This is a genomic window from Acetobacterium wieringae (genome assembly GCF_023700225.1).
Lineage (GTDB): Bacteria > Bacillota > Clostridia > Eubacteriales > Eubacteriaceae > Acetobacterium > Acetobacterium wieringae.
In genome coordinates this window covers 104,199-130,530 of sequence record NZ_CP097897.1, presented here as the reverse complement: position 1 = coordinate 130,530, position 26,332 = coordinate 104,199, and the positions used below count along the sequence as shown (strand labels likewise).

General features: G+C 44.8%; 22 protein-coding genes, 1 pseudogene and 1 riboswitch. Of the genes and pseudogenes, 10 read left to right on the top strand and 13 right to left on the bottom strand.

Annotated features, from left to right (window positions below; genetic code table 11):
- Positions 1-46: 46 nt before the first annotated feature.
- From CHL1_RS00660 to CHL1_RS00625, 8 genes are all read right to left on the bottom strand, one after another.
- Positions 47-901 (bottom strand): SDR family NAD(P)-dependent oxidoreductase, encoded by an 855-nt coding sequence (locus CHL1_RS00660; RefSeq protein ID WP_250934345.1) that lies wholly within the window; start codon positions 899-901, stop codon positions 47-49.
- An 80-nt stretch (positions 902-981) separates the two neighbouring features.
- Positions 982-1,848 (bottom strand): AraC family transcriptional regulator, encoded by an 867-nt coding sequence (locus CHL1_RS00655; RefSeq protein ID WP_250934344.1) that lies wholly within the window; start codon positions 1,846-1,848, stop codon positions 982-984.
- Between the two features lie 25 nt (positions 1,849-1,873).
- The gene (locus CHL1_RS00650) at positions 1,874-2,533 is read right to left on the bottom strand and encodes a vWA domain-containing protein (RefSeq protein ID WP_250934343.1); all 660 of its coding nucleotides are present in this window, start codon (positions 2,531-2,533) and stop codon (positions 1,874-1,876) included.
- A 76-nt stretch (positions 2,534-2,609) separates the two neighbouring features.
- Positions 2,610-3,644: a macro domain-containing protein gene (locus CHL1_RS00645; protein WP_070371695.1), complete on the bottom strand. Its 1,035-nt coding sequence runs from the start codon at positions 3,642-3,644 to the stop codon at positions 2,610-2,612.
- A 182-nt stretch (positions 3,645-3,826) separates the two neighbouring features.
- Entirely contained in the window at positions 3,827-6,196 is a 2,370-nt protein-coding gene (locus CHL1_RS00640) for an ABC transporter permease (protein WP_250934342.1), read from the bottom strand.
- Position 6,197: 1 nt separating this feature from the next.
- Positions 6,198-6,956 (bottom strand): ABC transporter ATP-binding protein, encoded by a 759-nt coding sequence (locus CHL1_RS00635; RefSeq protein WP_228877945.1) that lies wholly within the window; start codon positions 6,954-6,956, stop codon positions 6,198-6,200.
- Between the two features lie 156 nt (positions 6,957-7,112).
- Positions 7,113-8,423 (bottom strand): HAMP domain-containing sensor histidine kinase, encoded by a 1,311-nt coding sequence (locus tag CHL1_RS00630; protein WP_250934341.1) that lies wholly within the window; start codon positions 8,421-8,423, stop codon positions 7,113-7,115.
- 49 nt (positions 8,424-8,472) lie between these two features.
- Positions 8,473-9,195, bottom strand: coding sequence for a response regulator transcription factor (locus tag CHL1_RS00625; protein WP_070371699.1), 723 nt, complete (start codon positions 9,193-9,195; stop codon positions 8,473-8,475).
- A gap of 1,569 nt (positions 9,196-10,764) precedes the next feature.
- Positions 10,765-10,897: riboswitch (molybdenum cofactor riboswitch) on the top strand.
- A 172-nt stretch (positions 10,898-11,069) separates the two neighbouring features.
- On the opposite strand from CHL1_RS00625, the gene CHL1_RS00620 reads away from it, so the two are divergent.
- From CHL1_RS00620 to fdhD, 6 genes and pseudogenes are all read left to right on the top strand, one after another.
- Positions 11,070-11,579, top strand: coding sequence for an NADH-quinone oxidoreductase subunit NuoE family protein (locus CHL1_RS00620; protein WP_070371700.1), 510 nt, complete (start codon positions 11,070-11,072; stop codon positions 11,577-11,579).
- On the top strand, positions 11,576-11,941 hold the full coding sequence (locus CHL1_RS00615) for a (2Fe-2S) ferredoxin domain-containing protein (protein WP_228877964.1): 366 nt from the start codon (positions 11,576-11,578) through the stop codon (positions 11,939-11,941). Before CHL1_RS00620 ends, CHL1_RS00615 begins: the two co-directional genes overlap by 4 nt.
- Before the next feature lie 15 nt (positions 11,942-11,956).
- Positions 11,957-13,765 (top strand): annotated as a pseudogene (nuoF, locus tag CHL1_RS00610) (NADH-quinone oxidoreductase subunit NuoF); the annotation flags it as partial.
- A gap of 26 nt (positions 13,766-13,791) precedes the next feature.
- The gene (gene fdhF / locus CHL1_RS00605; protein WP_250934339.1) at positions 13,792-16,485 is read left to right on the top strand and encodes a formate dehydrogenase subunit alpha; all 2,694 of its coding nucleotides are present in this window, start codon (positions 13,792-13,794) and stop codon (positions 16,483-16,485) included.
- Positions 16,486-16,799: 314 nt separating this feature from the next.
- Entirely contained in the window at positions 16,800-18,407 is a 1,608-nt protein-coding gene (locus CHL1_RS00600) for an FmdE family protein (protein WP_250934338.1), read from the top strand.
- 38 nt (positions 18,408-18,445) lie between these two features.
- Positions 18,446-19,246, top strand: a complete 801-nt coding sequence (fdhD, locus tag CHL1_RS00595) for a formate dehydrogenase accessory sulfurtransferase FdhD (RefSeq protein ID WP_250934337.1) — start codon at positions 18,446-18,448, stop codon at positions 19,244-19,246.
- Between the two features lie 593 nt (positions 19,247-19,839).
- Here fdhD and CHL1_RS00590 read toward each other — a convergent pair.
- Positions 19,840-21,321 (bottom strand): carbohydrate-binding domain-containing protein, encoded by a 1,482-nt coding sequence (locus tag CHL1_RS00590; RefSeq protein WP_250934336.1) that lies wholly within the window; start codon positions 21,319-21,321, stop codon positions 19,840-19,842.
- A 337-nt stretch (positions 21,322-21,658) separates the two neighbouring features.
- On the opposite strand from CHL1_RS00590, the gene CHL1_RS00585 reads away from it, so the two are divergent.
- From CHL1_RS00585 to CHL1_RS00570, 4 genes are read left to right on the top strand one after another with little or no spacing between them, the layout of a single operon-like run.
- Positions 21,659-21,865 (top strand): helix-turn-helix transcriptional regulator, encoded by a 207-nt coding sequence (locus CHL1_RS00585; protein WP_070371764.1) that lies wholly within the window; start codon positions 21,659-21,661, stop codon positions 21,863-21,865.
- Between the two features lie 11 nt (positions 21,866-21,876).
- The gene (locus CHL1_RS00580) at positions 21,877-22,332 is read left to right on the top strand and encodes a hypothetical protein (protein WP_070371708.1); all 456 of its coding nucleotides are present in this window, start codon (positions 21,877-21,879) and stop codon (positions 22,330-22,332) included.
- 10 nt (positions 22,333-22,342) lie between these two features.
- Complete coding sequence (locus CHL1_RS00575) at positions 22,343-22,549, top strand: hypothetical protein (protein WP_250934335.1); 207 nt, start codon at positions 22,343-22,345, stop codon at positions 22,547-22,549.
- A 1-nt stretch (position 22,550) separates the two neighbouring features.
- On the top strand, positions 22,551-22,766 hold the full coding sequence (locus tag CHL1_RS00570) for a hypothetical protein (protein ID WP_070371710.1): 216 nt from the start codon (positions 22,551-22,553) through the stop codon (positions 22,764-22,766).
- Between the two features lie 89 nt (positions 22,767-22,855).
- Here CHL1_RS00570 and CHL1_RS00565 read toward each other — a convergent pair whose 3' ends face one another.
- The 4 genes from CHL1_RS00565 to CHL1_RS00550 form a co-directional block, all read right to left on the bottom strand.
- Positions 22,856-24,565 carry an FAD-dependent oxidoreductase gene (locus CHL1_RS00565; protein ID WP_250934334.1) on the bottom strand — a complete coding sequence of 570 codons (1,710 nt, stop codon included), beginning with the start codon at positions 24,563-24,565 and terminating at the stop codon, positions 22,856-22,858.
- Positions 24,566-24,590: 25 nt separating this feature from the next.
- Positions 24,591-24,926, bottom strand: coding sequence for a glutaredoxin domain-containing protein (locus CHL1_RS00560; protein ID WP_070371712.1), 336 nt, complete (start codon positions 24,924-24,926; stop codon positions 24,591-24,593).
- A gap of 379 nt (positions 24,927-25,305) precedes the next feature.
- The gene (locus CHL1_RS00555) at positions 25,306-25,569 is read right to left on the bottom strand and encodes a hypothetical protein (RefSeq protein ID WP_228877984.1); all 264 of its coding nucleotides are present in this window, start codon (positions 25,567-25,569) and stop codon (positions 25,306-25,308) included.
- A gap of 402 nt (positions 25,570-25,971) precedes the next feature.
- On the bottom strand, positions 25,972-26,325 hold the full coding sequence (locus CHL1_RS00550; RefSeq protein WP_250934333.1) for a hypothetical protein: 354 nt from the start codon (positions 26,323-26,325) through the stop codon (positions 25,972-25,974).
- Between the last annotated feature and the right edge of the window lie 7 nt (positions 26,326-26,332).

Here is a 26,332-nt window from a genome sequence, read left to right as displayed (position 1 = left end):
GATAAACATATCAATGCCCGGATCTCATTTTTTTAGCCATATTTTATTAGTCCTCCCATAATAGGCTTCTCAGAGACTCCGGGTGATTGCCGTTTATATCGGTAAAACCGTAGTAATCGGCTAATTCTGCCGTAATCAGGATTTTTCCGGTCTCACGCAGCCTTTGTTCATCCTGGGCAAGGGCCGCAATACTCCGCCCAACAAACTGGGGACTTTCCATTTTTGACAGCTCAACCGCTTCATTATATTTGGCCAATTCAACCATCCCTTCGGTGCTCACATTCCCGGGATAAAGGGAGATGACCGTCACGCCATAGGGTTTCAGTTCATGGGCCATATCTTCTGACATCCTGTCGATAGTGGCTTTACAGACGCCATAGGCAACATTATTGAAATACCGCTGACCGCCATAAAACGATATGTTCACGATCAAACCACTGTTCTGCTTGACCATCTGCGCTGCCGCATATTTGCCGGCGACATAATTTGAACGTACGCCCACCTGGTAATGATCATCCCATAAGGCAACCGGCTGTTCCCAAAACGGGGTATTGAAAAAGTAATCGCTCATGGCATGAATGCCTCCGCCCCAAGCATTATTTACCAGAATATCCAATCGGCCCTGTTCCTTTGTGATACGTTCAAAGAGGGTCTTCACCGCTTCGTCATCGCAATGATCACAATAGTGAACAATCCCCTCTCCCCCCAGTTGATTGATGGCCGCTGCGGTGTCCGCCAAGGTCGACCGATTCAAAAATTCCGGTAAGGGATATTCCCGTTTTTCCCGGCCGGTCACATAAACGGTGGCACCTGCTTCACCCAATCCAAGGGCGATACCTCGCCCCACACCTCGGCTGGCTCCGGTAACAACGGCAACTTTTCCTCTTAAATCAAACATCATGCTCCACTCCTTATCATCATTTAGTTGGTCACTACCATCCTAAATCTTTTCGGAGTATTTTTCATGACATTTCTTGCTATTTAAAGCCGCTTTTTGACTGGGATGAGGATTTCAACAGCATTGGTCTGAAAATAGTCCGCCCGGTAAATGTTGATCATGCCGATGCCAATGGGTTTAATTTCAATTTCTTTAATCATAATCAGCCGGTACAGATCTTCTTCAAAGGTTTCGCCAATATTAAACATATCACCACGATACGTAAAGCTCATATACCAGCCCTCAGGAATGATCCGCACTGTCAAGCGCTGATCAAAATTGTTACTTTCGGTCTGTTTTCCATAAAATACGGTATAGCCCTCATCTTCGCTGCCATGACAATTGACAATCGTGAAAAAACAATTGTGATCAAGCCCTTCATATTGGCCGGTTTCGGTCAAAAATTGACTGCCAAAGCGATTGAGATCAACCGCAAAGCTTTCATCCCCGCGGTTGACTTCAATACTTCGCCCCTGTAACGGGATGGCTTGGCGATAGACAAAACTTTCTTTTAGTACCAGTGTCCCTTTGTAATTAATAATATCCCGTTCCACCACAGCGATTTTTTCCACCCGAACGCCGGCATTTTTTTCTTTTTTATAAACAGAAGGTGAGATCCCAAACTGCTTTTTAAAGGCCCGACTATATACCTCCGGGTATTCAAAGCCAAAGTCATAGGCGACATCAATCACAGCTGCATCCCTGTGATCCAGCCGCTCCAATGACTGGGTCAGCTTACGTCCCAGGATGTATTGCTTTAAACTGATCACAACCACGATCTTAAAGATCCGATTGAAGTGAAAGGCCGAGACATAGAAATGTTCCGCCAGCTCTTCCAGTGTAAGGGCTCGGGTGATGTTTTTTTCAATATAATCAACGGTTTCATTGATAAGACTGACATACCTGTTCATAGTTGCTTGCTAATCTCTCCCGCTTCTAATTTTTTCCCCGCCGTTTGTAATCCTCATCAATTTCAGCCTTCCAGTTGGCCGGAATCGGGTTGCAGGCCCGCATTTCACTGACCACCTCACTGACCACCCGATAGTTCAGTTGGGTTCCCTGACCATCGGCATGATAATTAGCGGCTCGATCAGCACCGATCCCAAACCGGGCGGCGGTTTCGATGGCATCAATATTGGCCCCCAGGAAAATAAATTCCCACTGATACTGGGTTTTCTCCAGTTCAATCAGACGCTTAATTTTTTCATAGGAATATTCCCGGCTGGCGTTTTCCAGGCCATCGGTGGTGATCACAAAAATGACCTGATCGGAGCGATGCTCCGGCTGAGTATGACGCTGGGCATTGGCAATCTTGTGAATGGTTTTTCCGATCGCATCCAACAGGGCGGTGCAGCCGCCGACATAATAGTCGTTTTCAGTAATCGGGGCAACCCCATGAATATCAATCCGGTCATGAAGCACTTCGTAACCATCATCAAAAAGTATGGTCGTAACCCGAGCCTCGCCGGGCGCCTGTTGCTGTTTTTTAAGCATGGCATTATAACCGCCGATGGTGTCGCTTTCCAATCCTGACATCGAGCCGCTTTTATCCAGAATAAAGACCAGTTCCGTTTTAATTGCTTTGTTTGTTTTCATGATATTATCCTCCGTTTCTTTGATACGTAGAGAATAACACGGTTGGTCTGGCTGGTGGTCGCTTTTAAAACGACAATCAGGCCCCCAGCAATGCCTGATCAAAGGCAAAGAGGGCTTCGTTGATTTCATAGATGTTATAATTTTCGGCACTGATAAAATATTCAATGATCAGATCAAAGATATGGCTGTGGGACAGGGCATAGCCCGCCCGCCCCAGCAGATCATGGGTCTCGTCAAGGCTTAGCTCCAGGGCAATGGCAAAGGCGATGGCAGTGGCCTTGCTGGGATTATAATCTTTCTTGCTACGGATCTTGGAAAACAGTTTCCGGTCGATATTGGCTTTTTTATAAGTCTCGACATCGGTCATGCCCTTTTCATCAATCAGCCGCAACAGCATCTCTGAAAAGGACTCATCCAATTGGCCCAGCACATCGGCCAGACTTCGTTTGACTGATACCGCCGGAGCTGGCATAAAGGGCCGGGTTTCGGCCAATTTTTCGACTTGAGCCCGCATTTGGCTGCGATTATAGCTGGGCAACTCCGGCTCGAATTCCATATTGCGTTCATAAATCGGATGTTCATCCACATAATGATCATCAATAAATTTTTCGATATCGGTAAATAGCTTTTCACTGAAAGCAAAGGCTTTCTTATCAAAAACCACCAGATAAATAAACATCTCATGTTCCAGCAAAAATTCTGTGATGGCCGCTACCGCAATCTTCAAGGCCTGATCCTTGGGATAGCCATAGATGCCCGACGATATCAAGGGAAAAGCAATGCTCTTACAATGATGTTTCAGGGCCAACTCTAGCGAACGGGTATAGGCCCGGTGCAGCAGCCGGGCCTCGTCGGCACCACCGCCCTGCCAAACCGGCCCGACGGTATGGATGATCTTTTTTGCCGGCAACTGGTAACCGTCAGTGATCACGGCTTCGCCCACTGGGCAGCCACCAATCTGGTCACACTCGGCCTGGAGCGCCTCGGCCCCGGCAGCGGCAAAGATCGCCCCACAAACCCCGCCGCCCATTTTCAAGCCACTGTTGGCGGCATTGACGATGACGTCCACCGTCATTTTAGTAATATCGTTGCGGATGATTTCAAATGGCATGGGTCACAATCCTCTCTGTTCCAATCCGGCTTCCTCATACTGCCTGATTCTGAACGGGCATTTTTCTCATCATACCAGTTGCGTCACCTTTTTTCAATAGTGGATCATGCTTCTCTTGAGAACAGTTCCGGCGCAGCCAGCGATTTTCTGACGCTAGCTATTTCCGAGCTCCGGCATCAGTCTTAATCCACCCCTTCTTCAAACATCTGGCAGGGGCTGATCTTTCTAATCTTACCGGCAACAATCAACACCGTTGCCAGCCCCAGCAGACTGATGCCAATTGCCGTAAACAGCACCAGGCCGGGGTCCACATAAAAATCGCAATTGAGAATCCCATTGGCCGAAAGCATCAGGGCCAGCAACGGATTAGTGGCAAAATAGCCAGCAATGGCTCCGACCACCGCAGCCCCGATAATAACCGGCATCTGACTGATTAAGATCTGACCAATCAGCTGATTGGCGGTAAAACCAAGAGCCTTGGACACCCCCAGTCGGGTCCGCTCCCGCAAGATCCGCACCCGGATCACCAGAAACAGAACGAACACAATAATCACAACAATTATCCCTAAACAACCAGTGACGATAATTTTTATCGACGCTTCAAAGGAATCCAACATCATCTCGACGGACTCAAAATAGCTGTTGGTTTTTATTTTCTCGGATCCATATTGATTATTTATTTTGGTGATGAATTTTTCGGTATCCTGACCCTCAGCCAGATATACCATCAGGTTTTGTTCCCGATAGGACGGCAGCAGTTTTTTCATTCCGGCGGTGGTGATGGCTGTGGCTTTTCCCAACGCATTAAACTGTTGAATGACTCCTACCACCAGGAATTCGCAGTTAATACCGTTGTAATCGATCGATACCGTATCACCCATCTGAGCACCCAGCTTACCCAGTACAATACTGGTGATGGCAATTTCATTATCATACACCGGCATCCGCCCCTTTACACAGGTATCAACTTTCAGGCGGCTGTAATCTTCGGTGACTCGAGTCATGGCACTGCTTTCCTTATCTTTAAATTTAATCACGCCATCAAAGGAAATTAACCGGATAGTATCTTCGACCTCCGGCATTGCGGCAATTTCTGCAAAGATTGTTTCTTCATCATCTACGGCATTCACTTCAACTTCAGCGGTTTCCAGTCCGATTAGTTTGATCATGGCGGTTTTATCGACCGAAAAATTATAGTAAGACGCCAGCGCAAAGACGGTTACCAGACTCAGCAGCATGATGATCAGCCCGGCGATGAGATTCTGCCGTTTATTAAAAATCAGTGACTTAAAACCCATAGCCGTATTAAGGCTCAACCTAGTCTGATCTAGGGGGATGCGGTTTTTCCCAAAATGATGGGTTTCGATGCCGCTGCGCAGGGCGGTTAAGGGGGTGATTTTTTTGATTTTTGCGGCACTGAAATAGGAAATTCCCAATACCGCCATCGTAATCACGCACAGACTTGCCAACACCGCCTGGGGATAAAGTCCGGTGGCCCAACGCAGCCCGATTGAGGATGACACCACATTGGTAATCACCGGCGAAATTAACAATGCGGCGCCTAGCCCCACCATAAATCCAACAGCAGTCATCAACAGATATTCCACCAAAATCGAGTTGAGAATCTGCCGGGTTGTATAGCCCATGGCTTCCAAAGTGCCGATATTTTTAATGTTGTTTTCAATGTGAGTGGTGGTGGAAAACTTGATGACGATGGCGGCAATCGCCAGAATGATAATCGAGAAGGATACCAGCACAGCCATAATGATATTGATAAAAATGGCTACGCCGGTTTTCGTTGTTCCATAACAAATGGAGATGTAACTACCCGTCCCATCAGGTAATCTGTTTTTTGTTTCTTTGACATATTCCGATTCAAAGGCTTCGGTGTTATTGATGTCAGTGGTCATTACTGCGAAGTAGCTGCATTTTGAGCCATACTGAGGCTGCGCCAAAAACTCCTTCAACTGCTGTTCGCTTACATATAATTTATACATACTGACATTGGAAGGACTGGCAAACATCAAATCTTCATAGAAACCGGCGATCTCAAGCTCAGTACTGACTTCATCCACCGTCATTTTCAGGGTATCGCCGGTTTGATAACCGTTAGCTGCTTTTAAAACATATGGCGCAATGACTCCATTAGGGGGCATATTCTCGGCCTGATCAATGATCTTAACCTGAGATATTTTCCGGGCGGTATCCAGATTTAAAAAGACCGCCGGAATACTGTTGGCCTCTTCCCCCGTGTTAATATTCTGAAATGAGGAAGACATCGATATCATCCCCTCTTCCCGTTCGCTATAGGAGTAGCCCCCAATGGACTGATAAATTTCCTGAATTTTCTGATCATGGACACCATCAGTAATAAAAACCTGGTGAGCACCATTGGTTTGGGCATTTTTCTGATCAATAAAGCGATCCATATTGGCCAGCACCGAGATTCCCACATAGAGAAAGATAGTAGCAATGGCAATCAGGATGATCAGGGTGGCCGTGGCCACCTTGGCCTTTTTGATATTGTTGGTTGCAATCATCAGAATGCTCATCTTACCAACCCATCCTTTCCAGAAATTCCCGGAGGATTTGATGGCGATCCGGATCATCCTTGCGATAGGTTCCCAGACTCAGCTCGTCGATGATGACCCCATCTTTTAAATACAGAATGCGGTTGGCCCGGCGGGCCGTTTTAATATCATGGGTCACCATGATAATGCTTTGACCGGCGGCATTGACCTCAGTCATCACATCCAGTACGTTGATGGCATTGGTCGAATTGAGCGCCCCGGTGGGTTCATCGGCAAAGACAATTTCCGGGGCATTGATCAGCGCCCGGACAATCGCCACCCGCTGGGCTTCGCCGCCGGAAAGCTGGGAGGGATATTTATGATAGCTGGCATCACTTAACCCCACCTGCTGGAGGAGTTCCTTAGCCCGGGCGGCGACGGCCTTTTTGTTGCGACTGACCAGCAAGCCCGAAATCATAATATTATCGAGCACCGTCATGGTATCATTGAGATAGATCTGCTGAAACACAAAGCCGCAATGCTTTCTACGAAACACCGCCAGTTGATCATTGGAATAGTTGGAAATCGCTTCGCCTTTAAAATCGATGGTTCCCAGGGTCGGCTTGTCCATCCCCGACAGGGCATAAAGCAGGGTCGATTTTCCCGAACCCGAGCTCCCCATGATGACAGTAAAGTCACCGGCTTTGATTTCAATGTTGAGATTTTTTAAAACGTGCTGCATGATGCTGCCGTTTGAATAGGTTTTACTGAGCATTTCTGCTTTTAAAATGGTGTTTGACATATCTTCCTCCCGATTGATTGATTGGATCTTTATCCCAAAGATAAAAGACCATGGTCGGCTGTTGCTTTCCATGGCCTAATTATATTTCATATGTTCTTAATCGGTCTTTTGCCAACTCTTATTAAATCCTTATCTATTTCTTAACTGGGAAGATTCTTACACCACCCTGATGTCCAGTTCCACCGTGAAGCCCTCCTCATTATAGCAGCGGATGCTACCACCCATGGCGGCCATAAACTGCCTGGCCAGATAGAGGCCCAGCCCGGAACCGGGGGTATTCTGGACCGTTTCCCCGGACCCCCGAAAAAACTTTTCACATACCAGCGGACATTCATCGGGCTCCACTCCCGCCCCGTAATCTTTGATCTTTATGGTCAGGTTTTTGTCTGTTTTGTCCAGATCGAACCAGATATCGATATCGGTATTGGCATACTTATAGGAGTTGCTGAGGACATTGTCAATCACCTGACCCAGCCGTAGCGGATCACAAAAAATCAGACACTCCGCCAAGTCATTTTTAAAGCGGATTTTCCCGAAATGATCCATTTCCTTGAACATTTTAATAATCACGGTGCTGGGTTGCTCGCTGACATTGACCTTCAGCATTTCCAGTTCTTCCAGGGTGGCATGAAACAGATTACTGATCAGCGCATCAATGATATCTGCTTTGGCATCGATCACCGCAATTTTTTCAAGACTTTCGGTGAGGGTCGTTGTTGCCGTTGACCCCGGCAAATCCTCTTTTTTCACGGTTGCCAGCTTGATCTCAAGCAGCTCACAGATGGCTTTAATGGTAGCCACCGGGGTTTTAATGTCATGGGACAGTTCCGCCACCAGCTCTTTCTTGCTGATATTGGCCTGATATTCGCCCTGCCGGGCCTTTCTCAGTTCTTCCCGCATCAGATCAAAACTTTCGGTGAAAGCCCCAAAATAATTGCCCCGGTCCATCGGCAGCCGGAACTCCAGATCGCCGTCGGCAATTTTTTGGGCAAACTCTTTCATTACCCCAAAGGGCTTAAGAATTGATATATGCACCCGCCCCAAAAGCAGATAAACCATGATCATGACCAGCCCAAAGGTAAGGGTAATCAGGATCGTCAGATTTTTTTTCATGGTTGCTTCTTCACTGCCGTCAGTCAAAAAGATGATCTTTCCCAGCATTTCTTGCTGGCCATCTGCTGCAGTTTTGGTCAAATCGATGATCGTCTGATGATTCTTAATAGCGTCAAATAAGACAGCCTGATAGGTTTCTTCCGTCACCAGGGCGATCTGGTAGGCCAGTTCCCCCTTCGTACCGGATTTTTTTGTATCGCCAGCGTTCCAGTCCTGCTCAATGGTTTTAGTGACCTGGTTAATCTCGGTAATATCCACTTGATTGATCTGGCTGGTATTGATGGTGGTGATTGCGACTAGATAAGCGCCAACTATTATCACCGTAAACAGAATCACCATATTTCTTATTTTCATACATTTCCTCGACTGAATATTCTCTTTTATGTAAAAAGCGCAACCAGTGCTATTGGTTTTCCTGAGTCTCGAACATATATCCGATCCCCCAGATAGTTTTAATCAACTGCGGCTGGTTGGGATTTTCTTCAATTTTCTCGCGAATTTTGCGGATATGGACATTCAGGGTACCGTCACTGAAAAATGCATCCCCCCAAATTTTGGCAAACAACTCATCTTTGGCGATCACCCGGTTTTTATTTTCATAAAGGTATAAAAACAGCTTGAATTCCTTGGTTTTAAAACCGACATCTTCTTCATTGCGATAGACCTTCATGGCGTCCTTATCAATTCTCAGGTTGCCGCAACGATCCGGCCCGTCTGATTGCAAGCTGAACTCATCACTGCTCCAGTTTTTTTGCCCCACCCCATCATAGCGTTTGATGATGACCTTTACCTTGGCCAGCAAAACGCTCAGAGAATAAGGCTTTTTGATATAGTCATCCCCACCGATATTCAGGGCAATCAGAACGTCATCATCACTCTGTCGGGCGCTGATAAAAAGAATTGGCACGTCGGTATTTTTTCGAAGTGCTTTGCACAATTCAAAACCGCTGTCATTTCCCAGATTGATATCCAGCAAAATCAGTTTAACCTGATTATTTTCCATGAACATAACGCAATCATCAGAATTCGTTACAACAGCACAGCTCAGGCCAAACATTTCAAAATATTCACAGGTTGCTTTCGCCAGTTCCACTTCATCATCGACAATTAAACAATCCCAGTTCACACGTACTCCCATCCTCTCGACTGAGTCGAGAAAGTCATTCGCTTTGATTATCCGATCATTCTAAATAAATCATACCATTGTTCCGTTATAATTGCATCCCTATCAGCTTTCTTTAGAATTGAATTCTGCTAATGAAACACTGCTTTTTTCCAAAAAATTTTTTTCGAACGGCATTGCTCCATAACATTAAATGCATTTAATATTATTCTCTGGATCTTTCTAATCTGAATAAACCCGATATTTAACAATTTGATTTTTACGATTATTCAGGGAAATCTTATTCCCAGTACGTGTGATTTCATTCAAAAATACCCTAATTTTTATGTATTTTTCGACTTTACTTAAAGTTTCTTAAGTTATATTGCTTAAAAAGCGACATAATATCAGGGTATTTGTTGAAACTTTCCGCATTTATTGGAGGCAGTGATTACTAAATTTTACACCATCATTCATAATTATGATTACCTATCGAGAATTTTTTTATCTCCAACAATAATTTGTTTGTTAATTGTCAGACAAAAGAAACTTAACAAAATATCAAAATTTAAACATTGTTAATTATTTATTTAACGATGTTATCGTTCGCCTTTTTAACTTTTGAATTATAAACTCGATGTCCGTAACTGTCAAATTTTTTATCAGAAATAACATCGCCGTCACCCCAAAACCATTGAAATTTTACCCCATCAGGATTTTTTTGTACTTTGGCTTAAAATTAACAATCTCACAGCAACAAAATGACAATAACATTTCATTCAAAGTAATACAATATAAAACGTAACTATAAATAACTATATCGAATGTAGCATGAATTTGCAATTAAAATTAAAGCACTTTTTTTGTCAAATGTTTAACAAGGAATTATTTGGATTACTTAAATTCATCGATAACGATATTTTTCGCCAAAATATTGTTTGTTATGTAACAAACAGCTTTTTATTTCCTGATCATTATCTGACAAATGGCTTTAAAATACTATTTCAACCTTTAATAATTATGGGTGTCGCTCTCTTTTCTCAGGTGAAATCTATTCCGACTATTTAATTTAATTTTCGACCATCTTGTTTTGTGTCCGTTCGTCATCCTCCACTTTGAAGAATTTGGGATTCAAAAATGGGAAGTTTAAAAAATTTTATTAGTCCGTGTAAAAAAATTAAATTATCATTTGCAGTTCTTCGAAATCTGGAAAAATTTTCCTCTAAATTCTGGAATTCTAAAATTAGGAAAAAAAACGAGTAAAATAACTCATTGCACTTTATTTCATTAATATCGATTTTAAAGCTTTTCTGTTTTCGTGTCTATAGCTCTTGTAAGCGCCTCGCCGATTTGAGATTCTAGCTGATCACGAAAATCACCAATCTCCAAAAATGATCGTACTCAATCTTATTTTGGCATATTTTTATTTAAAAACCCATATTTACGACCATTTTTTGAGCAATTCTAAAATCTTTCTGACGCAAAAAAGTCCTCGTATTATTTTCTTATTTTCGTACATATTATATTTTTACGATATTTTCCGTGTTATCCTTTGCTAGACAAAGAATATGTACCCATGTATAATGTGACCAAATATTGAATTTACTCCAAATCAATGGAGTCTAAGGGTTTGCGTTGTTTTGCGATCTATGAACCATTGATCCGTAGGGTATTACTGGAAACGGTAATGCCTCCCATTGTGGAAAGGAGAAACTATAAAATAAAAGGGCAAAATATTTGTATTCTGTAACTCCTAATATTTGTATTTTGCTGTTTTATTTGGATTGCCCGGCATGCAATCCTTTACATTAGTTTTAAACTCTAATCTCCACAGATTAGAGTTTATTTTTTTGAATTTTTATAATTCATTAAACAAAAAACTTTAAGGAGGCGGTTTTATGAACGCAAATGCACGTGGTTGCATGGAAAAAGATGAACGAACTCATTTAGTTACCGACATCGTTGCCAAGCACAAGAATTCAAAGGGAGCACTAATCCCGATCTTACATGAGGTCCAGGAACTATATGGCTATTTACCAGTAGAAGCCCAAGAAACCATTGCCAAAGAAATGAATGTCCCTATTTCAGAGGTGTTTGGGGTAATTTCATTTTACTCATTCTTTTCTTTGAATCCAAAGGGCAAGCACAAGATTTCCATCTGTATGGGAACAGCCTGTTACGTCAAAGGCTCTGGCCCGATTTTGGACAAGTTAAAAGAAACTCTGGCAATTGGGGTCGGTGAAACAACCGAGGATGGTGAATTTACCCTTGAAGACTGTCGCTGTTTGGGTGCCTGTGGCTTGGCACCAGTTTTGACCATTAATGGAAAAGTTTTTGGTCGTCTGACTAAAGACGATATTCCCGAAATTATTGAAGGCTGTAAAACTGAAGGAGGAAGTGTCCTATGAAAACCATTGCCGAACTAGAGGCCATCAGAGAAAAAACGTTAAAAGAAGTGGGCATGCGTACTGACAATGATTCAATCCGAGTGGTTGTGGGCATGGCGACCTGTGGGATTGCCGCTGGCGCTCGTCCAGTCATGCAAGCTTTTCTAACCGAAACCCAAAAACGTGATATCCATAATGTGACGGTCACTGCTACCGGTTGTATTGGTGTTTGCAGTTTAGAACCGCTTGTTGATATCATCGATAAAGAAGGTCATAAGGTTACCTACGTAAATATGACACCCGAAAAGGTTGCCAAAGTTGTTTTGGAGCATCTGGCCAACGGCAAGGTTTGCTCAGAATACACCCTAAAAGAAAATCAATAATATAAATTTTACGAGGAGGAAAACTACATGCAATTGTTTCGTTCCCATGTTTTAGTTTGTGGTGGTACAGGTTGTACCTCTTCAAATTCTGAAGCAATAATGACTGAATTAAATGAAAAGCTGGTTAAAAATCAACTTGATGCTGAAGTGAAGGTTGTTCAAACCGGCTGCTTTGGGCTGTGTGAAGAAGGCCCAATTATGGTTATTTACCCGGAAGGTACGATGTACTGCCGGGTGGATGTGAAAGATGTCCCTGAAATCGTCGAAGAACATCTTTTAAAAGGCCGTCTGGTGACCCGCTTGCTGGAAGCCAGCAGCCAGGTTCAGGAAGACGAACAAGATATTGAAAAATCCAGTTTCTTCAAAAAACAATTACGAGTTGCCCTGAGAAATTGCGGCCGGATTAATCCTGAAGAAATTGATGAATACATTGCCTTTGATGGTTATAAGGCGTTGACCAAAGCCCTGACTGAAATGTCTCCTGGCGAGGTTATCCAGACCATCAAAGATTCTGGTCTGCGAGGTCCCGCGGCGGCTGGATTCCCCACCGGTACTAAATGGGATTTTGCAGCCCAGCAGATTAACGATGAAAAATACGTCTGCTGTAACGCCGATGAAGGCGATCCCGGGGCTTTTATGGATCGAAGTGTTTTAGAGGGCGATCCCCACTCAGTTATTGAAGCGATGACCATTGCTGGCTACGCCATCGGTGCCACTCATGGTTTTGTCTATGTCCGGGCCGAATATCCGATTGCGGTTCATCGTCTGCAAATTGCCATTGATCAGGCCCGTGAATATGGCTTATTAGGCGATAATATTTTAGATACCGGTTTTAAATTTGATCTGGAAATCCGCTTGGGTGCTGGCGCATTCGTCTGTGGCGAAGAAACCGCCCTGATGACTTCCATTGAAGGCAAACGTGGCGAGCCACGGGTTCGACCGCCATTCCCAGCGGTTAAAGGACTGTGGCAAAAGCCGACCATCCTGAACAATGTTGAAACATTTGCCAATATTCCGGTTATCTTATTAAAAGGTGCCGACTGGTTTGCCAGCATGGGTACTGAAAGAAGCAAGGGTACCAAGGTATTTGCCGTTGGTGGCAAAATCAATAACACTGGTTTAGTGGAAATCCCCATGGGCACGACCCTGCGGGAAGTTGTTTATGAAATCGGCGGTGGTATCCCTGGCGGCAAGCAATTTAAAGCCGCACAAACTGGTGGACCTTCTGGTGGATGTATTCCGGCCAGCCATATTGATACCCCCATCGATTATGAATCGTTAATCGAATTGGGTGCGATGATGGGCTCCGGTGGGCTGATTGTTATGGATGAAGACACCTGTATGGTTGATATCGCCAAATTCTTCCTGGAATTTACTGTTGATGAATCCTGCGGAAAATGTACCCCCTGCCGCTTAGGAACCCGACGCATGAAAGATATTCTGGAAAAGATTACCAAGGGTAAAGGTGTCATGAGTGATATTGACGAACTGGAAACTCTGGCCCGGGATATCAAAGCATCTTCTTTGTGCGCCCTGGGGCAAACTGCTCCTAACCCGGTTTTAAGTACCCTGCATTATTTCCGGGATGAGTATGAAGCCCATATCCGCGATAAAAAATGTCCGGCTGGCTCCTGTAAGGCGTTATTATCCTATGAAATCATCGAAGATAACTGTAAGAGCTGCGGACTTTGTGCGAAAAACTGTCCAGTTAACGCCATTAGCGGTAACAAAAAAGAAAAAATCCCCTTTGTCATCGACCCGACTGTGTGTGTCAAGTGTGGTGTCTGTTTTGAAAAATGTCCGTTTGAAGCAATCAAAAAATAATAAGAATTGAATTAAGGAGGTTAGTAATGATTACAGTAACAATTAATAATAAACTATGTCAAGCCGAAGCAGATCAAACCATTCTGCAAGTGGCAACTGATAACGGCATTCATATTCCCACCCTCTGTCACATGGATGGCATCCATGATTCTTTTTCCTGTCGAATTTGCGTGGTTGAGGTAGTCGGTGCCAGAACCCTGATTCCGGCCTGTGCCGGCAAAGTCGCTGATGGGATGGTCGTCAACACGGCTACCGAAAGTGTCCTCAGTGCCCGTCGCAACATCGTCAATCTGCTCTTATCCAACGGTGAACACAATTGTTTATCCTGCGAAAAAAGCGGCGAGTGCAGCCTGCAGAGCATTGCCTATGAGTTGGGCATCGAAGCGCCACCATTTATCATGGAAAGCATCGAAAAACCAACCGTGGACGATTCTTCCGTGATGATTGTTCGCGATAACCGCAAATGTATCCTCTGCCGCCGCTGTGTGACCGCCTGTAATGATATTGTCTGCAACGACGTTTTATCACTTGGTTTTAGAGGCAGCGATACCACGGTGATCTGCGATAACAATATTGACATGGGATCCTCATCCTGTGTGCAATGTGGCCAATGTGTTCAAGCCTGTCCGGTCGGTGCTTTAACTGATAAAAAATCGATTGGCAAAGCCCGCTCCTGGGAAGTTAAAAAAGTCCGTACCACCTGCCCCTACTGCGGTGTTGGCTGTCAGCTGAACCTGCACGTAAAAGGTGACAAGATCGTTAAAGTAACCGGCGTCGAAGATGCTTATCCCAACAAAGGCCGTCTCTGCGTTAAAGGTCGCTATGGTTATGACTTTATCTATTCCCCTGAACGATTGACTTCACCACTGATTAAAGAAAACGGTAAATTCCGGGAAGCGTCCTGGGACGAAGCACTGGATCTGGTTGCCAATAAATTCAAAGAAATTATTGCTGCTGATGGTCCCGATGCCGTGGGCGGCATCAGTTGCGCCCGCAGCATCAACGAAGATTCCTACCAGATGCAAAAACTATTTCGGGCTGCCTTTAAATCCCCCAATATCGATCATTGTGCCCGGGTCTGTCATGCTCCAACGGTTGCCGGTTTAATTAAATCCTTCGGTACCGGTGGGATGACCAACTCGATTGAAGAATTCGCCGACACCAATTGCCTCTTTGTCATCGGCAGCAATATGACAGAAGCCCATCCGATTGCCTCAACCTTTGTTAAAAATGGTCAGCGTAATGGCGCTAAACTGATTGTGGTTGATCCCCGAAAAGCCAAACTGGCTGACTATGCTGATGAATTTGCCCAGATTAAAGTCGGTTCCGATGTGGCCTTCCTCAACGGTTTGATGAATGTATTAATCACCGAAGATTTATATGACAAAGACTTTGTCCAGGATCACTGTGATAATTTTGATGCATTAAAAGAAAAAGTGCTGGAATACCCTCCAAAACGGGCCTCTGAAATCAGCGGTGTGTCCGAAGAGCAGATTATCAGTATTGCCCATATGCTGGCTGACAATAAACCGGGTATGGCCATCTACACCCTGGGTATCACCGAACATACCTGCGGAACCAATAATGTTATGTCCGTTGCCAATCTGCAGATGCTGCTGGGCAATGTGGGGAAACCAAATACCGGTGTCAACCCATTGCGAGGCCAGAACAATGTTCAGGGTGCCTGCGATATGGGAGCGCTGCCAAACACCTACCATGGCTACCAGAGCGTTACCGATCCTGCTGCTAAAGCAAAATTCGAACAGGCCTGGAATGTCGAAGGCCTGCCGGACACACTGGGTCTGATGATTCCCGATATGTTTGAAAAACTGGAAACCAAAGAAATGAAAGCGATCTACATCTTTGGTGAAAATGTTGTCGGAACCGAACCGGATATTTCCCACGTTATCAAATGCCTGGAAGCCGCTGAATTTGTGGTCTGTAATGATATCTTCCAGACCGAAACCACCCAATATGCCGATGTTGTTTTACCAGCGGCTGCCTGGAGTGAGGATGAAGGTACTTTCACCAACTGTGAACGCCGCATCAGTCGGGTTCGCAAAGTCAAAGAAGCACCCGGTATTGCCAAACCAAACTGGTGGATCTTCCGGGAAATCGCCAAACGTTTTGGCCAGACCTGGGAAGCCGACAGCGGACAGGAATTATGGGATAATGAAATTGCCCCACTTGCGCCCGTCTTTGCCGGAGCGACCTTCGACAAACTTGATCAGGGTGGAATTCAATGGCCTTGTAAAACGCCAGAAGATCCCGGCACCCAGATCCTTCATTTAGACGGTAATTTCACCCATGGCAAAGGTCATTTAATGGCCCTTGACTGGACCCCACCGGCGGAAGTGCCAGATGCTGACTATCCTTTCACCTTAAGTACCGGTCGACGTCTGTACCACTACCACACCCGGACTCAAACCGGTCGCTGTGAAGGTCTTAATGAATTGTTGCCTGAAGAATATGCTGATATTTCCGAAGTGGATGCAGCGAGGCTGGGAATCGAACATGGCGAAATGATTGTTGTCAAATCCCGTCGTGGAACGGTAAAAGTTAAAGCCCAGGTGTCAGAACGGATTCCGGAAGGACTTGTCTGGATGGCCATGCATTACTTTGAAAATAATGCCAACTGGTTAACCACCCGGTCTGGTGATACCATCACAAAAACCCCTGAATACAAAGCCTGCGCTGTTGCGATAGAAAAAATTCAATAAACAATAGCTTATTAACGGGAGTGTTACACCCAATACCATCAGGTTTTCGGTGAGCTCCCGTACCGACCAATTGTTAATCTGTTGTTCGCTACGGACTCGGACAGGCGTTGCCGTGTCCGCTCCGATGCGTACAACATGATGTAACAATTGTCGGTACTACATTATCTTAGAGTTCTGACTTTAACACCCCCTTTTTTAACATCTGCACTAACTATTACTATTTCTAAAAAGCATTGTTATTTAGCCAATGCTTTTTAGAAATAAATATAAATTTATTTGATAGATTGAGATATTACATATTTTAGAGGTGAAAAATGAAATTTGGCGAATTAACTTATGATGACTATACCCAAAAAATTAAGGCTTTTCATGGCACGGTGGCACCGGGTATCCTGCTGGGGGGCTTTATGGTCAATCTGGCCATGGAAAATCTTCCTAAAGAAGGTTTCTATGATGTCATCTGCGAAACAAAAACCTGTTTACCGGATGCCATTCAGCTGCTGACCCCCTGCTCAATTGGCAATGGCTGGCTAAAAGTCCTGGATCACGGCCGCTATGCGGCGATCTTTTATGACAAGTACACCGGTGTCGGCATCCGCATTACCATTGATAAAAGCGAACTTGAAAAATGGGGCGAGATCCATACCTGGTTTTTAAAACTCAAACCCAAACACGATCAGGATTCTGACTTACTGTTTACCCAAATGCGTCAAGCCGGTACTTCAGTTTTTAGCATGACACCGGCAAAAGTCCATCAAAACTACCTGAAAAAAGAAAAAATGGGCAAAACCACCACCTGCCCCATTTGCAATGAAACCTATCCGGCGAAACACGGCAGCATCTGTCGGGGCTGCGCCAGCGATTTACCCTACGATTTAATTCAAGCTGATCAAACGGCGGATGATCCGGCTAATAATCCAACAGAAGTATTATTAACCAAAACTCCGGTTGCCGAATCAGTGGGGATGCATTTACTTCACGATGTGACCCGCATTATTTATAAAAAAGAAAAAGGGGTGGCATTTAAAAAAGGCCATGAAATCACCACCGAAAATGTCCAGATGCTCCGGGAACTGGGAAAAAATAATCTATTTGTGGCCGAGCATAATCCTTTTGTCAAAGGTTATGTCCACGAAGATGAGGCCGCTCTGGCTTTTGCAGACCAGATGTGCGGGTTAAATATGAATTATAACCCGATCCCCAAAGAAGGCCGGATCAATCTGGTCGCCGAAAGCGATGGGATCTTTGTCGCCGACGAAGCCCAGCTCCAGCTGTTTAATGAATCCCCTGGGGTTATTTGTGCGACCCTACCCAATTATACAGTGGTTAAAAAGGGCGAGGTGGTAGCCGCTACCCGGGCCATTCCCTTATATATTTCACATACAGACTATTTAAAAGCCCTAAACTGCCTGAAAAAGGAAACTGTCTTTGCTGTCCATCCCCTGAAGAAAGCCAAAGTTGGTATTTTAATCACTGGCACCGAAGTTTTTGAAAACCTGGTTGAAGACAAGTATACCGAGATCATGCAGGCCAAGGTGGAAGCCTATGGCTGTGAGGTGGTGGCCCGAGAAATGGCACCGGATAACGTTGCCACCATCAGTGACAAAATTCATCAGATGATTCAATCCGGGGCTGATTTAATTATTACCACTGCCGGACTATCTGTTGATCCTGATGATATGACGCTGGAAGCAATTATTAACGCTGGGGCCAAAGACCTGCTTTATGGGGTACCGGTGTTGCCGGGTTCAATGCTGGTTACCGCCAAAATCGATGATGTCCAAATCGTCGGCGTCCCAGGATGCGGCATTTATAATGACCGATTCAGTTTTGATTTGCTGTTCCCCCGGCTGTTGGCCGATCTGGACATCACCACCAGTGATTTGGCCAAATTGGGCAATGGCGGGTTGTTTTATAAATAATGACGTGCTGTTTAAGAGCAGTTGCAGTAGGGAGAAACATGGAAGATCTTATCTATGAAAACTATGAAATATTAGAAATCAGTAAAGTCGATCAAGTTTGCAAATTAACAGAAACCACCAAAAAGGTGATTACCGAAATTTCATTAAAAGTTATGGTCAACGGTGAAGAACTGGTCTCGCTCTTATGTTTGAATCAGTGTCCGGAAGAACTGGCTTTGGGATTTTTGTATAGTGAAGGGGTGATCAACACCTATTCTGATGTTGAATCGATCAGCTATAACGACATGCTGTTTGCGGTGATTATCACCCTAAAAAAGGATATTCTGATTAATCGACAGGAAAGCTTGCGCAGCATTACCTCTGGCTGCGGCAAGTGTTATACCTATATTAATCCCCTGAAACAAAGCCAGTATTGTTCGATTGAAACCGAAAAAACCTTTTCGTTGAATACCATTTTGCAGGTGATGAATGACTTTTTAACATCGTCTAAAATATTTATGGAGGTCGGCGGGGTTCACAGTGTGTTATTTTATCACCCCGACTATCAGATTTTAAACGAAGATATTGGCCGTCATAATTGTTTTGATAAGATCATCGGGATTCTATTAAAAGCTGGCCGCCTTGACTTGGCGTCAGAAAGTATTCTATTTGTCAGCGGACGGATTTCGTCAGAGATTATGACCAAGGCGGTCCGCCTGGGAACCCCGATTCTGGTTTCCCGGTCGACCCCAACCACCGCTGCCATCCGGCTGGCCAAACAATATAATATGACCTTATTAGGCTATGTCAGAGGCAACAAAGGCTATGTCTATGCCAGTCCAGAGCGACTGGCACTGTGATTAACATAATCAATTTTCTAAAATGATATAATTCGTGGCTGCAAAAATAAGCCATTCTTTAATAAGCTATCTCTGGCTATCGCCAAAAGATAGCCCTTCGCCTGGAAGGGGTCGCCGTTTTTGATCTCGCCAACATATCAACCTGCAGGATCATTTAACAGATAAACCTCCCAATTAAAAACAAACCGGGGGTGTTACGCAAACCCAAATGGATGTTTGAAGTCATTTTTGATGACTCATCAATTCCCGGAAGCCCATGGAAAACGCCGATAGCAATCTTTTTGCCAATGCTAAACTGTATATTTATCTAACAAACCCGAAGTTTATAACGGATGCAGTTCTGACCGACCGCACCCGATTAGCAGCAAAAAGTGGTGTCAAAATGGCAAATTACCCCGGTGCCAGGATAAAAATAGTTTATGGAACGATCCGTTCCTGTTACGGTGACCTTTTGGCGAAGGGCCTAAATTTCATTTTTCCTTCATTCCCACTGATTTAATCATTTTCACCAAACTAAATAAAAAAGCATGCCCTTTGATGAGAAGGACATGCTTTTTCCTGATTTGCGGTTCTTTATCAAGCAGGCTGTACCACTATTGCGGTTTTTGACCGCCCTGGGGTTGACCCTGGCCCGGTCCGCCCATGCCTGTCTGTCCATTACTGGTGACCATCCCGGTCAGGGGGATTTCGACGGTCTGACTGCCGCAGATCAGGGTATAGGTTGAGCCCTGCACCAGATCCGGCGTGCTGATCACGACCGATTGATAGGTTTTATCCGGCGTATAGGAAACCACCGTTTTGCCACTGGCATCGGTCAGTTTTATTTCTGTCCCGGCTGCACAACTCGAGGTCAGATTGTAAAGCAGGGATGCTTGGGTCGAGGTTTCGGAAAACGACTGAGCCATTCCAGTGCTACCGGCAATCACAACCGTTCCGCCACTGACATCAGCAGTGCCGTTATAATCAAGGGCTCCATTGCCATTATTGGTCGGGCCGCTGACTTCTACTGTACCACCTGAGATATAGACATTGCCGTTGCTGTCCAAGCCATCCCCGGAGGCATTGACAAAAATGGTGCCACCGGCAATTGACAGATAGGCATTGCTGTCTGCCTCCATACCGGCGCCTCGGCCACCGGATTCAGTCTCGGCTGCCCCGGGACTGGCGGCATTAAAACCATCATCTTTGGAAATCAGATCGATGGTACCACCTTCCACCACAATGGCAGTGCCTTCGATCCCTTCGTTACTATTTGTGATTTTGATGGTTCCGCCAGCGATATAAACATAACCTTTGGTTGCATCTTCATCATTTTGGGAGGTGATCGCTTTCCCGTTTGGTGCAGTGATGGTGATCGTGCCATCTTTGATTTTTACCGCATCTTTGGCACTCAGACCATTTTTGGCCGCATTGATCGTGTAAGTACCGCCAGTAATCACCAGATCATCCTTTGAAACAATGGCATCTTTATAATTTGCGGTTATATTCAGGGTCCCTTCGCCATTGAGAGTCAGATCAGCCTTGCTGAAAATCACCCCATCGACCGTATTATCATCGGTCTGGACGTAGGCGCTACCATCGGTTAAGGTATTGACGGTGTTGGCTGCCAGGGTAATAAACACCTTATTGGCGCTTTTCACATAGATTGGGGCATTGTCGGCACAATTGATGGTCGCACCATTTAGCACAATCTGAATCTTATCGGTATCGGCGGCAGCCACAACAATCTGTCCATCAGACAGATTACCGGTGACCACATAGGTCCCTTCTTTGGTAATCGTCAGAACCCCATTACTGGCCGTGGCACCGTCTCCGGTTACCTGAATAGTGCTGCCATCCAGAGTGACCTGAACCGCAGTGGCGTCATCATAGCTTGTTTCCAGGTCACGATCGGTAAATTCCGGATCGACAACAACCGTTGATGTTGGTGACACCACGGCGCTTAAAACAGCAGTCGTTTCAGTAACTGCCTCGGCGGTGCTTTCAGCCGTTGTCGTCTGTGAATTTGAACTACAACCGCCCAAAAATACCATTATCACTAATAAAAATGGTATCATCCTCTTTAATCTTTTCATTGAATTCTTTCCTCTCTTTTTCTGTTAGACTTTATGAGGCGTTTTTATATCGGCAATATTCTCACATAATCAGGGATAGACTTTGTAGTAAATGAGAATCTCTTGATCATTTTAAGGTGCCCGCCTCGCTTTTTTTATTATAGGCGGATTATGTGACGGCTATATGGATAACGGCTGTTTTTTTATTGAAAGACCGCCTTTTATTTTGTATCATCAGCACTATTCTAAGTCTACAATTCTGGCCATTTCTTTTTTGCAAAGTTTGCTTGACATTTTATGCAAAGCAAACTATACTAAAAATGCAAAGTATGCTATGCAGATTATTAGAAGGTGTCATATGAAAACACGAATCAAAGAATTACGAAAAGAACGAAAACTCTCCCAGGAAGAACTGGCCCTGGCGGTGGGCACAACCCGACAGACCATTACCTCCATTGAAGTGGGTAAATATACGGCTTCGCTGGTATTGGCCTATAAAATTGCCCGTTTTTTCGGGCTGACCATTGAAGAAGTTTTTGACTTTTCAGAAGAAAATGAATTTTAGGAGGCAGGATCATGGAAAAATTTAAAAGAACGGTTAAACGAAGAATTACCATTTCTTCAGGAATGGCCTTGTTGGCCCTGGTCTTGGGGGCTTATAGCATTTACTCAATCATTACCGCAGATATCTCAACAGCTACCCATTCTGACGGTTTTGTGGCAGGATTCCAGTTTGGTCTGATTGTCAGCATTCTGGTACTCTCGGTGATTGACATCATCAAGCTGAGCCTGACGATTAAGGACGAGACCAAACTGAAGCTATTATACAATAAAGAACATGACGAACGCATGAAAGCCATCCGCAGCAAAGCGGGGATGCCGCTGATTGCTGTCACCTCAGTGTTGCTGATTATTGCCGCTATTATTGCCGGGTACATTAATATCACCGTTTTTTATACCCTGATCATTGCTGTAGCTACCCAACTGTCAGTCAGTGCCGTGGTCAAGCTTTATTGTATGAAAACCATGTGAAGGGGGGACGATGATGAAAAATAATCGTTTGTTTCCAGTGACTATCACGATCCTGATTGTCTGTCTGGGCGTCATGGTCGTTAACTGGCTGATCCTGCCCCTGCCAGATTGGAGCGTTCGCAGCTTTGGCCTGCTGATGCTGGCCGACTTGCCGGTTCTGGTTTATTCCCGGATAAAAATTAGCAAAACCATCAATAAAAAGAAAGGGAGTTTTTAATATGAAAGCAACCATGCGAAAAGAACTAAAAATCGGACTTATACTATTTGCCCTATTTAATCTCGTCAATTTGTTCACCAATAACCTGTTCCCAGAAGTACCGGCCCTGCACTTTATCCTCGGTGGGCTGGCCGGGCTGGCGTTTTGCGAGACGATTATCGGTATCTTACCGGAAACCACTTACACAAAACTGAAAAAATTAAAAAAGAACTTATAAATAAAACCCTCAACAACCGAGAATTGTTGAGGGTTTTGTTGTGAAATTATTAATTTTATCGGCTACTTCTGCAACCGTCTTTTTTAAACTTAGTTTGCAGTCGTCTCAAACTGAAGTGCGGCCAATTGATAATGGGCGGTTTTATAGGTACTGTAGCCGCCAGCCAGATTGTAAATATTGGTAAAACCATGGCCCTTAAGAATCCGGATCGCCAGATACGCCCGTTGTCCCACCTGACAGCTTACATAAATCGGGGCATCTTTGGCGATTGGAATTTCACCAATCCGATCCCGAAGACTATCCAGCTCAATATTCACGGCACCCTTAATCCCACCTGCCCGGACTTCCATCGGTGAGCGGACGTCCAGTAGAAATCCGCCAGCTGCGATAATCTGGTCAATTTCATGCCACTGAACGGTTTGATAAACGCCATCGATAATATTCTCGGCGATATAGCCCAGAATATTCACCGGATCTTTCGCCGATGAGAACGGCGGCGCGTAAGAAAGTTCAAAGTCCTGCAGATCCAGTACCGTGGCACCCAATTTCATCGCCGTGGCAATCACATCGATCCGCTTTTCAGTGCCCTCCTGGCCAACCGCCTGGGCGCCAAGAATTTTCAGGGTTTGCGGGTCATACAGCAGTTTTAAGGCAATATTGGTGGCATTGGGATAGTACCCGGCATGGTTGCTGCGGTGAGCCACTACCACCTGATAGGGGATTTTTTTGAGATCCAGCAGGGCAGCATTATTGCCGGTGGCGGCAATGGTCTGATTAAACACCTTGGCCACGGCCGTTCCCTGAATCCCGACATTGGCGATTTTTTTGCCGTTGATATAATCGGCTACCAACCGTCCCTGACGATTAGCCGGCCAGGCCAAGGGAATGGCAGTCGGCGTTTTGCTGACAAAATCGACCACTTCCACGGCATCGCCGATGGCAAAAATATCGGGATTGACGGCATCATTTTCGCCGATAAAGACCTCATAATTGGGGGTCGTGACGATATGTCCCCGGGGCCCCACTTTCAGGTTAGCCTGTTTGGCCAGGGCATTTTCCGGCACCACCCCAATCGCCAGAATAACCAGATCGGCTTTAAGCACCTGGTCGCTTTCGAGCACCACTTCATGGCCCTCGTTCTGGAAATGATCAACCCCATCTTCGAGAATCAGATTAACGCCATTGGCATTGATTTCCTGATGAACCAGCTGGGCCATTTCAAAATCCAGCGGTTTTAAGACCTGGTTCATTTTTTCCACTAAAGTCACATTGATTCCCAATTCCTGGAGGTTTTCAGCCATTTCAACACCGATAAAACCGCCGCCAATGACCACGGCCCGGCTAACCTGGCCGCTGTCGACCACCGCCTTAATTTTGTCGGTATCAGGAATGTTGCGCAGCGTCAGGATATTTTTTGCTTCCGCCAATCCCGGAATCGGTGGCGCAATCGGTTTGGCTCCCGGCGAGAGGATCAGCTTATCATAGCTCTCGGTATACGATGCACCGGTTTGATGGTTTTTTACCGTCACGGTTTTTTGATCCGGATCGATGGCGGTTACCTCACTGAAATTGCGGATATCCAGGTTAAACCGTTTGGACATCCCTCCAACCGTTTGAACCAGCAGTTTCTGACGATCGGTAATCACATCGCCGATGTAATAGGGCAATCCACAATTGGCAAATGAGATATATTCGTCCCGTTCAAACAGGATGATCTGATCTTCCTCACTTAAACGTCGAAGTCTGGCGGCTGCGGTGGCACCGCCAGCGACACCACCGACAATTAGTATTTTTTTCATTGGGTTATCTCCTTCTTGCTATTTATTATTTGGTTTCAAAGCTGGTTTTACATTTAGGGCAGCGGATGGTGATTTTGCCCTTATTACTGGGGGCCCGCATTCTGGTCTGACAATTCGGACATGTCACCACCCGATGATCGACCAGTTCCAGTACCTTGGCCTGATCCAGACCGATCACGGCATCATCGCCGATGATAAAGGTCGGTACGCCACGAATGCCCCTGCGGGCCATTTCCTCTTGGGCCGCGACATCAACATTAACGTCCTTCTCAACAAATTGAATGTGATTCTGCCTGAGAAAAGCCTTTGCGGTCTTGCAATGCGGGCAGGTCTGGGTGGTAAATAAGGTTACATCTTTCATTACTCTCACCTGATTTCTTTTTTTATTTATGACTTTGTTTGTTTATAAATTAACGTAATTCATCCTACCAGATTTGTACCCGATTCTCTGTGATTTCATCACATAGGAGTTAAAATTGACAAAAAAATAAAACAACCGGAAACTTCTGTTTTCCCGATTGTTTTATTCAGAATGAACAGTCTGTGACTGTTGAGGTTGTCGATAAACTCCCGTACCGACCAATTGTTAATCTGTTGTCCGCTGCGAAATCGGACAGGCGATGCCGTGTCCGCTCCGATGCGGACAACATGATGTAACAATTGTCGGTACTAGGTTATCTTTTTTGACAGTCTGAACAGTCTGTGACTGTTTTCTCATTTTTATCAAACCACGCTCTGTTTCAGACCGCTTCTTCAATCCGATCCATTTCACAACAATACGCCACTTTCTTTAATTCGGTTTTTTTACGGTTTTTCATTTCCTTATAGGCAAACTTGGTTCCTTTTTTACAGCCATCATCCTTGACCATCAAAACCGAAAGCCCTTCCATCAGCAAGGTCATTTCACATTGACGGGGGCAGCTGTTACAGGTGAGTTTAATTTCGCTGATCCTATCCTCTTGCGGAATTTTCACTTTTTCGTTTTCTAAATATGTCTTGCTCATTGATTCGCCTCCAAAACCTTTACTCAGAAACAGATTGACCTCGACGACACCGCCATTGTTTACCGGGACCGTCGCCACGCTCTGGCCGATTTTTGTAAAATATCATCTTTTCTGAATTATAACACAAAATCCAATGATTGTTAAATAAATAACTATTGGAAACGTTATCTGTTTTGGTGGTTAATCTTTTTTAAAGAATCTTTCTGCTAAACCGATAAATTTTAATACCGAATGATCCGTCTTCACCAAAAAACAATTCGATAATCTGATCTGCAAAAAAATCCCCCCTCTTTTCAGTCATCTCACTAATTCAGGGGGGATTTTTTATTTGACTACTAGTTTCTTTACACAATCACCCGAACCGCAAAGGATTCTTTACACGACGGACATTTAACCATATGTTTACCCCGTTTGATCGGCAGTTTCAGGGTCTTCCTGCAATGGGGACATTTCCGATACCGATGAACCCGGATTTCTTTGATCCTGCCGCAAAAATATCCGGCCTGATTTTTTGACGGGGTTCCACAGTTTCAGGAATTGTTCGTTTTCACTCCGTCGGCGACTGATATTTCGGGAAAAACCCCGTAACACCATCAGCAGAATCAAACCGTTTGAAATGACCATCAGGATCGTTGAATTGACCATCATATTGATCATCATCAGTCCCAAAGCCAGAAATAAGCCAGCGTAATAAAGCTGATCAATACCATAACGGCCCGTCATAAAGCGGATCAGCTTATTTTTTATACTTTCCATTTGTTGT

Coding starts and splice junctions, on each gene's coding strand:
- CHL1_RS00580 (WP_070371708.1), top strand. CDS start 21,877: ATGGAAAAATTTAAAAGAACGGTTAAACGAAGAATTACCATTTCTTCA.
- CHL1_RS00655 (WP_250934344.1), bottom strand. CDS start 1,848: ATGAACAGGTATGTCAGTCTTATCAATGAAACCGTTGATTATATTGAA.
- CHL1_RS00620 (WP_070371700.1), top strand. CDS start 11,070: ATGAACGCAAATGCACGTGGTTGCATGGAAAAAGATGAACGAACTCAT.
- CHL1_RS00570 (WP_070371710.1), top strand. CDS start 22,551: ATGAAAGCAACCATGCGAAAAGAACTAAAAATCGGACTTATACTATTT.
- CHL1_RS00585 (WP_070371764.1), top strand. CDS start 21,659: ATGAAAACACGAATCAAAGAATTACGAAAAGAACGAAAACTCTCCCAG.
- CHL1_RS00615 (WP_228877964.1), top strand. CDS start 11,576: ATGAAAACCATTGCCGAACTAGAGGCCATCAGAGAAAAAACGTTAAAA.
- CHL1_RS00660 (WP_250934345.1), bottom strand. CDS start 901: ATGATGTTTGATTTAAGAGGAAAAGTTGCCGTTGTTACCGGAGCCAGC.
- CHL1_RS00565 (WP_250934334.1), bottom strand. CDS start 24,565: ATGAAAAAAATACTAATTGTCGGTGGTGTCGCTGGCGGTGCCACCGCA.
- fdhF (WP_250934339.1), top strand. CDS start 13,792: ATGATTACAGTAACAATTAATAATAAACTATGTCAAGCCGAAGCAGAT.
- CHL1_RS00555 (WP_228877984.1), bottom strand. CDS start 25,569: ATGAGCAAGACATATTTAGAAAACGAAAAAGTGAAAATTCCGCAAGAG.
- CHL1_RS00640 (WP_250934342.1), bottom strand. CDS start 6,196: ATGAGCATTCTGATGATTGCAACCAACAATATCAAAAAGGCCAAGGTG.
- CHL1_RS00645 (WP_070371695.1), bottom strand. CDS start 3,644: ATGCCATTTGAAATCATCCGCAACGATATTACTAAAATGACGGTGGAC.
- CHL1_RS00550 (WP_250934333.1), bottom strand. CDS start 26,325: ATGGAAAGTATAAAAAATAAGCTGATCCGCTTTATGACGGGCCGTTAT.
- CHL1_RS00635 (WP_228877945.1), bottom strand. CDS start 6,956: ATGTCAAACACCATTTTAAAAGCAGAAATGCTCAGTAAAACCTATTCA.
- CHL1_RS00650 (WP_250934343.1), bottom strand. CDS start 2,533: ATGAAAACAAACAAAGCAATTAAAACGGAACTGGTCTTTATTCTGGAT.
- fdhD (WP_250934337.1), top strand. CDS start 18,446: ATGGAAGATCTTATCTATGAAAACTATGAAATATTAGAAATCAGTAAA.
- CHL1_RS00590 (WP_250934336.1), bottom strand. CDS start 21,321: ATGAAAAGATTAAAGAGGATGATACCATTTTTATTAGTGATAATGGTA.
- CHL1_RS00600 (WP_250934338.1), top strand. CDS start 16,800: ATGAAATTTGGCGAATTAACTTATGATGACTATACCCAAAAAATTAAG.
- CHL1_RS00575 (WP_250934335.1), top strand. CDS start 22,343: ATGATGAAAAATAATCGTTTGTTTCCAGTGACTATCACGATCCTGATT.
- CHL1_RS00560 (WP_070371712.1), bottom strand. CDS start 24,926: ATGAAAGATGTAACCTTATTTACCACCCAGACCTGCCCGCATTGCAAG.
- CHL1_RS00630 (WP_250934341.1), bottom strand. CDS start 8,423: ATGAAAATAAGAAATATGGTGATTCTGTTTACGGTGATAATAGTTGGC.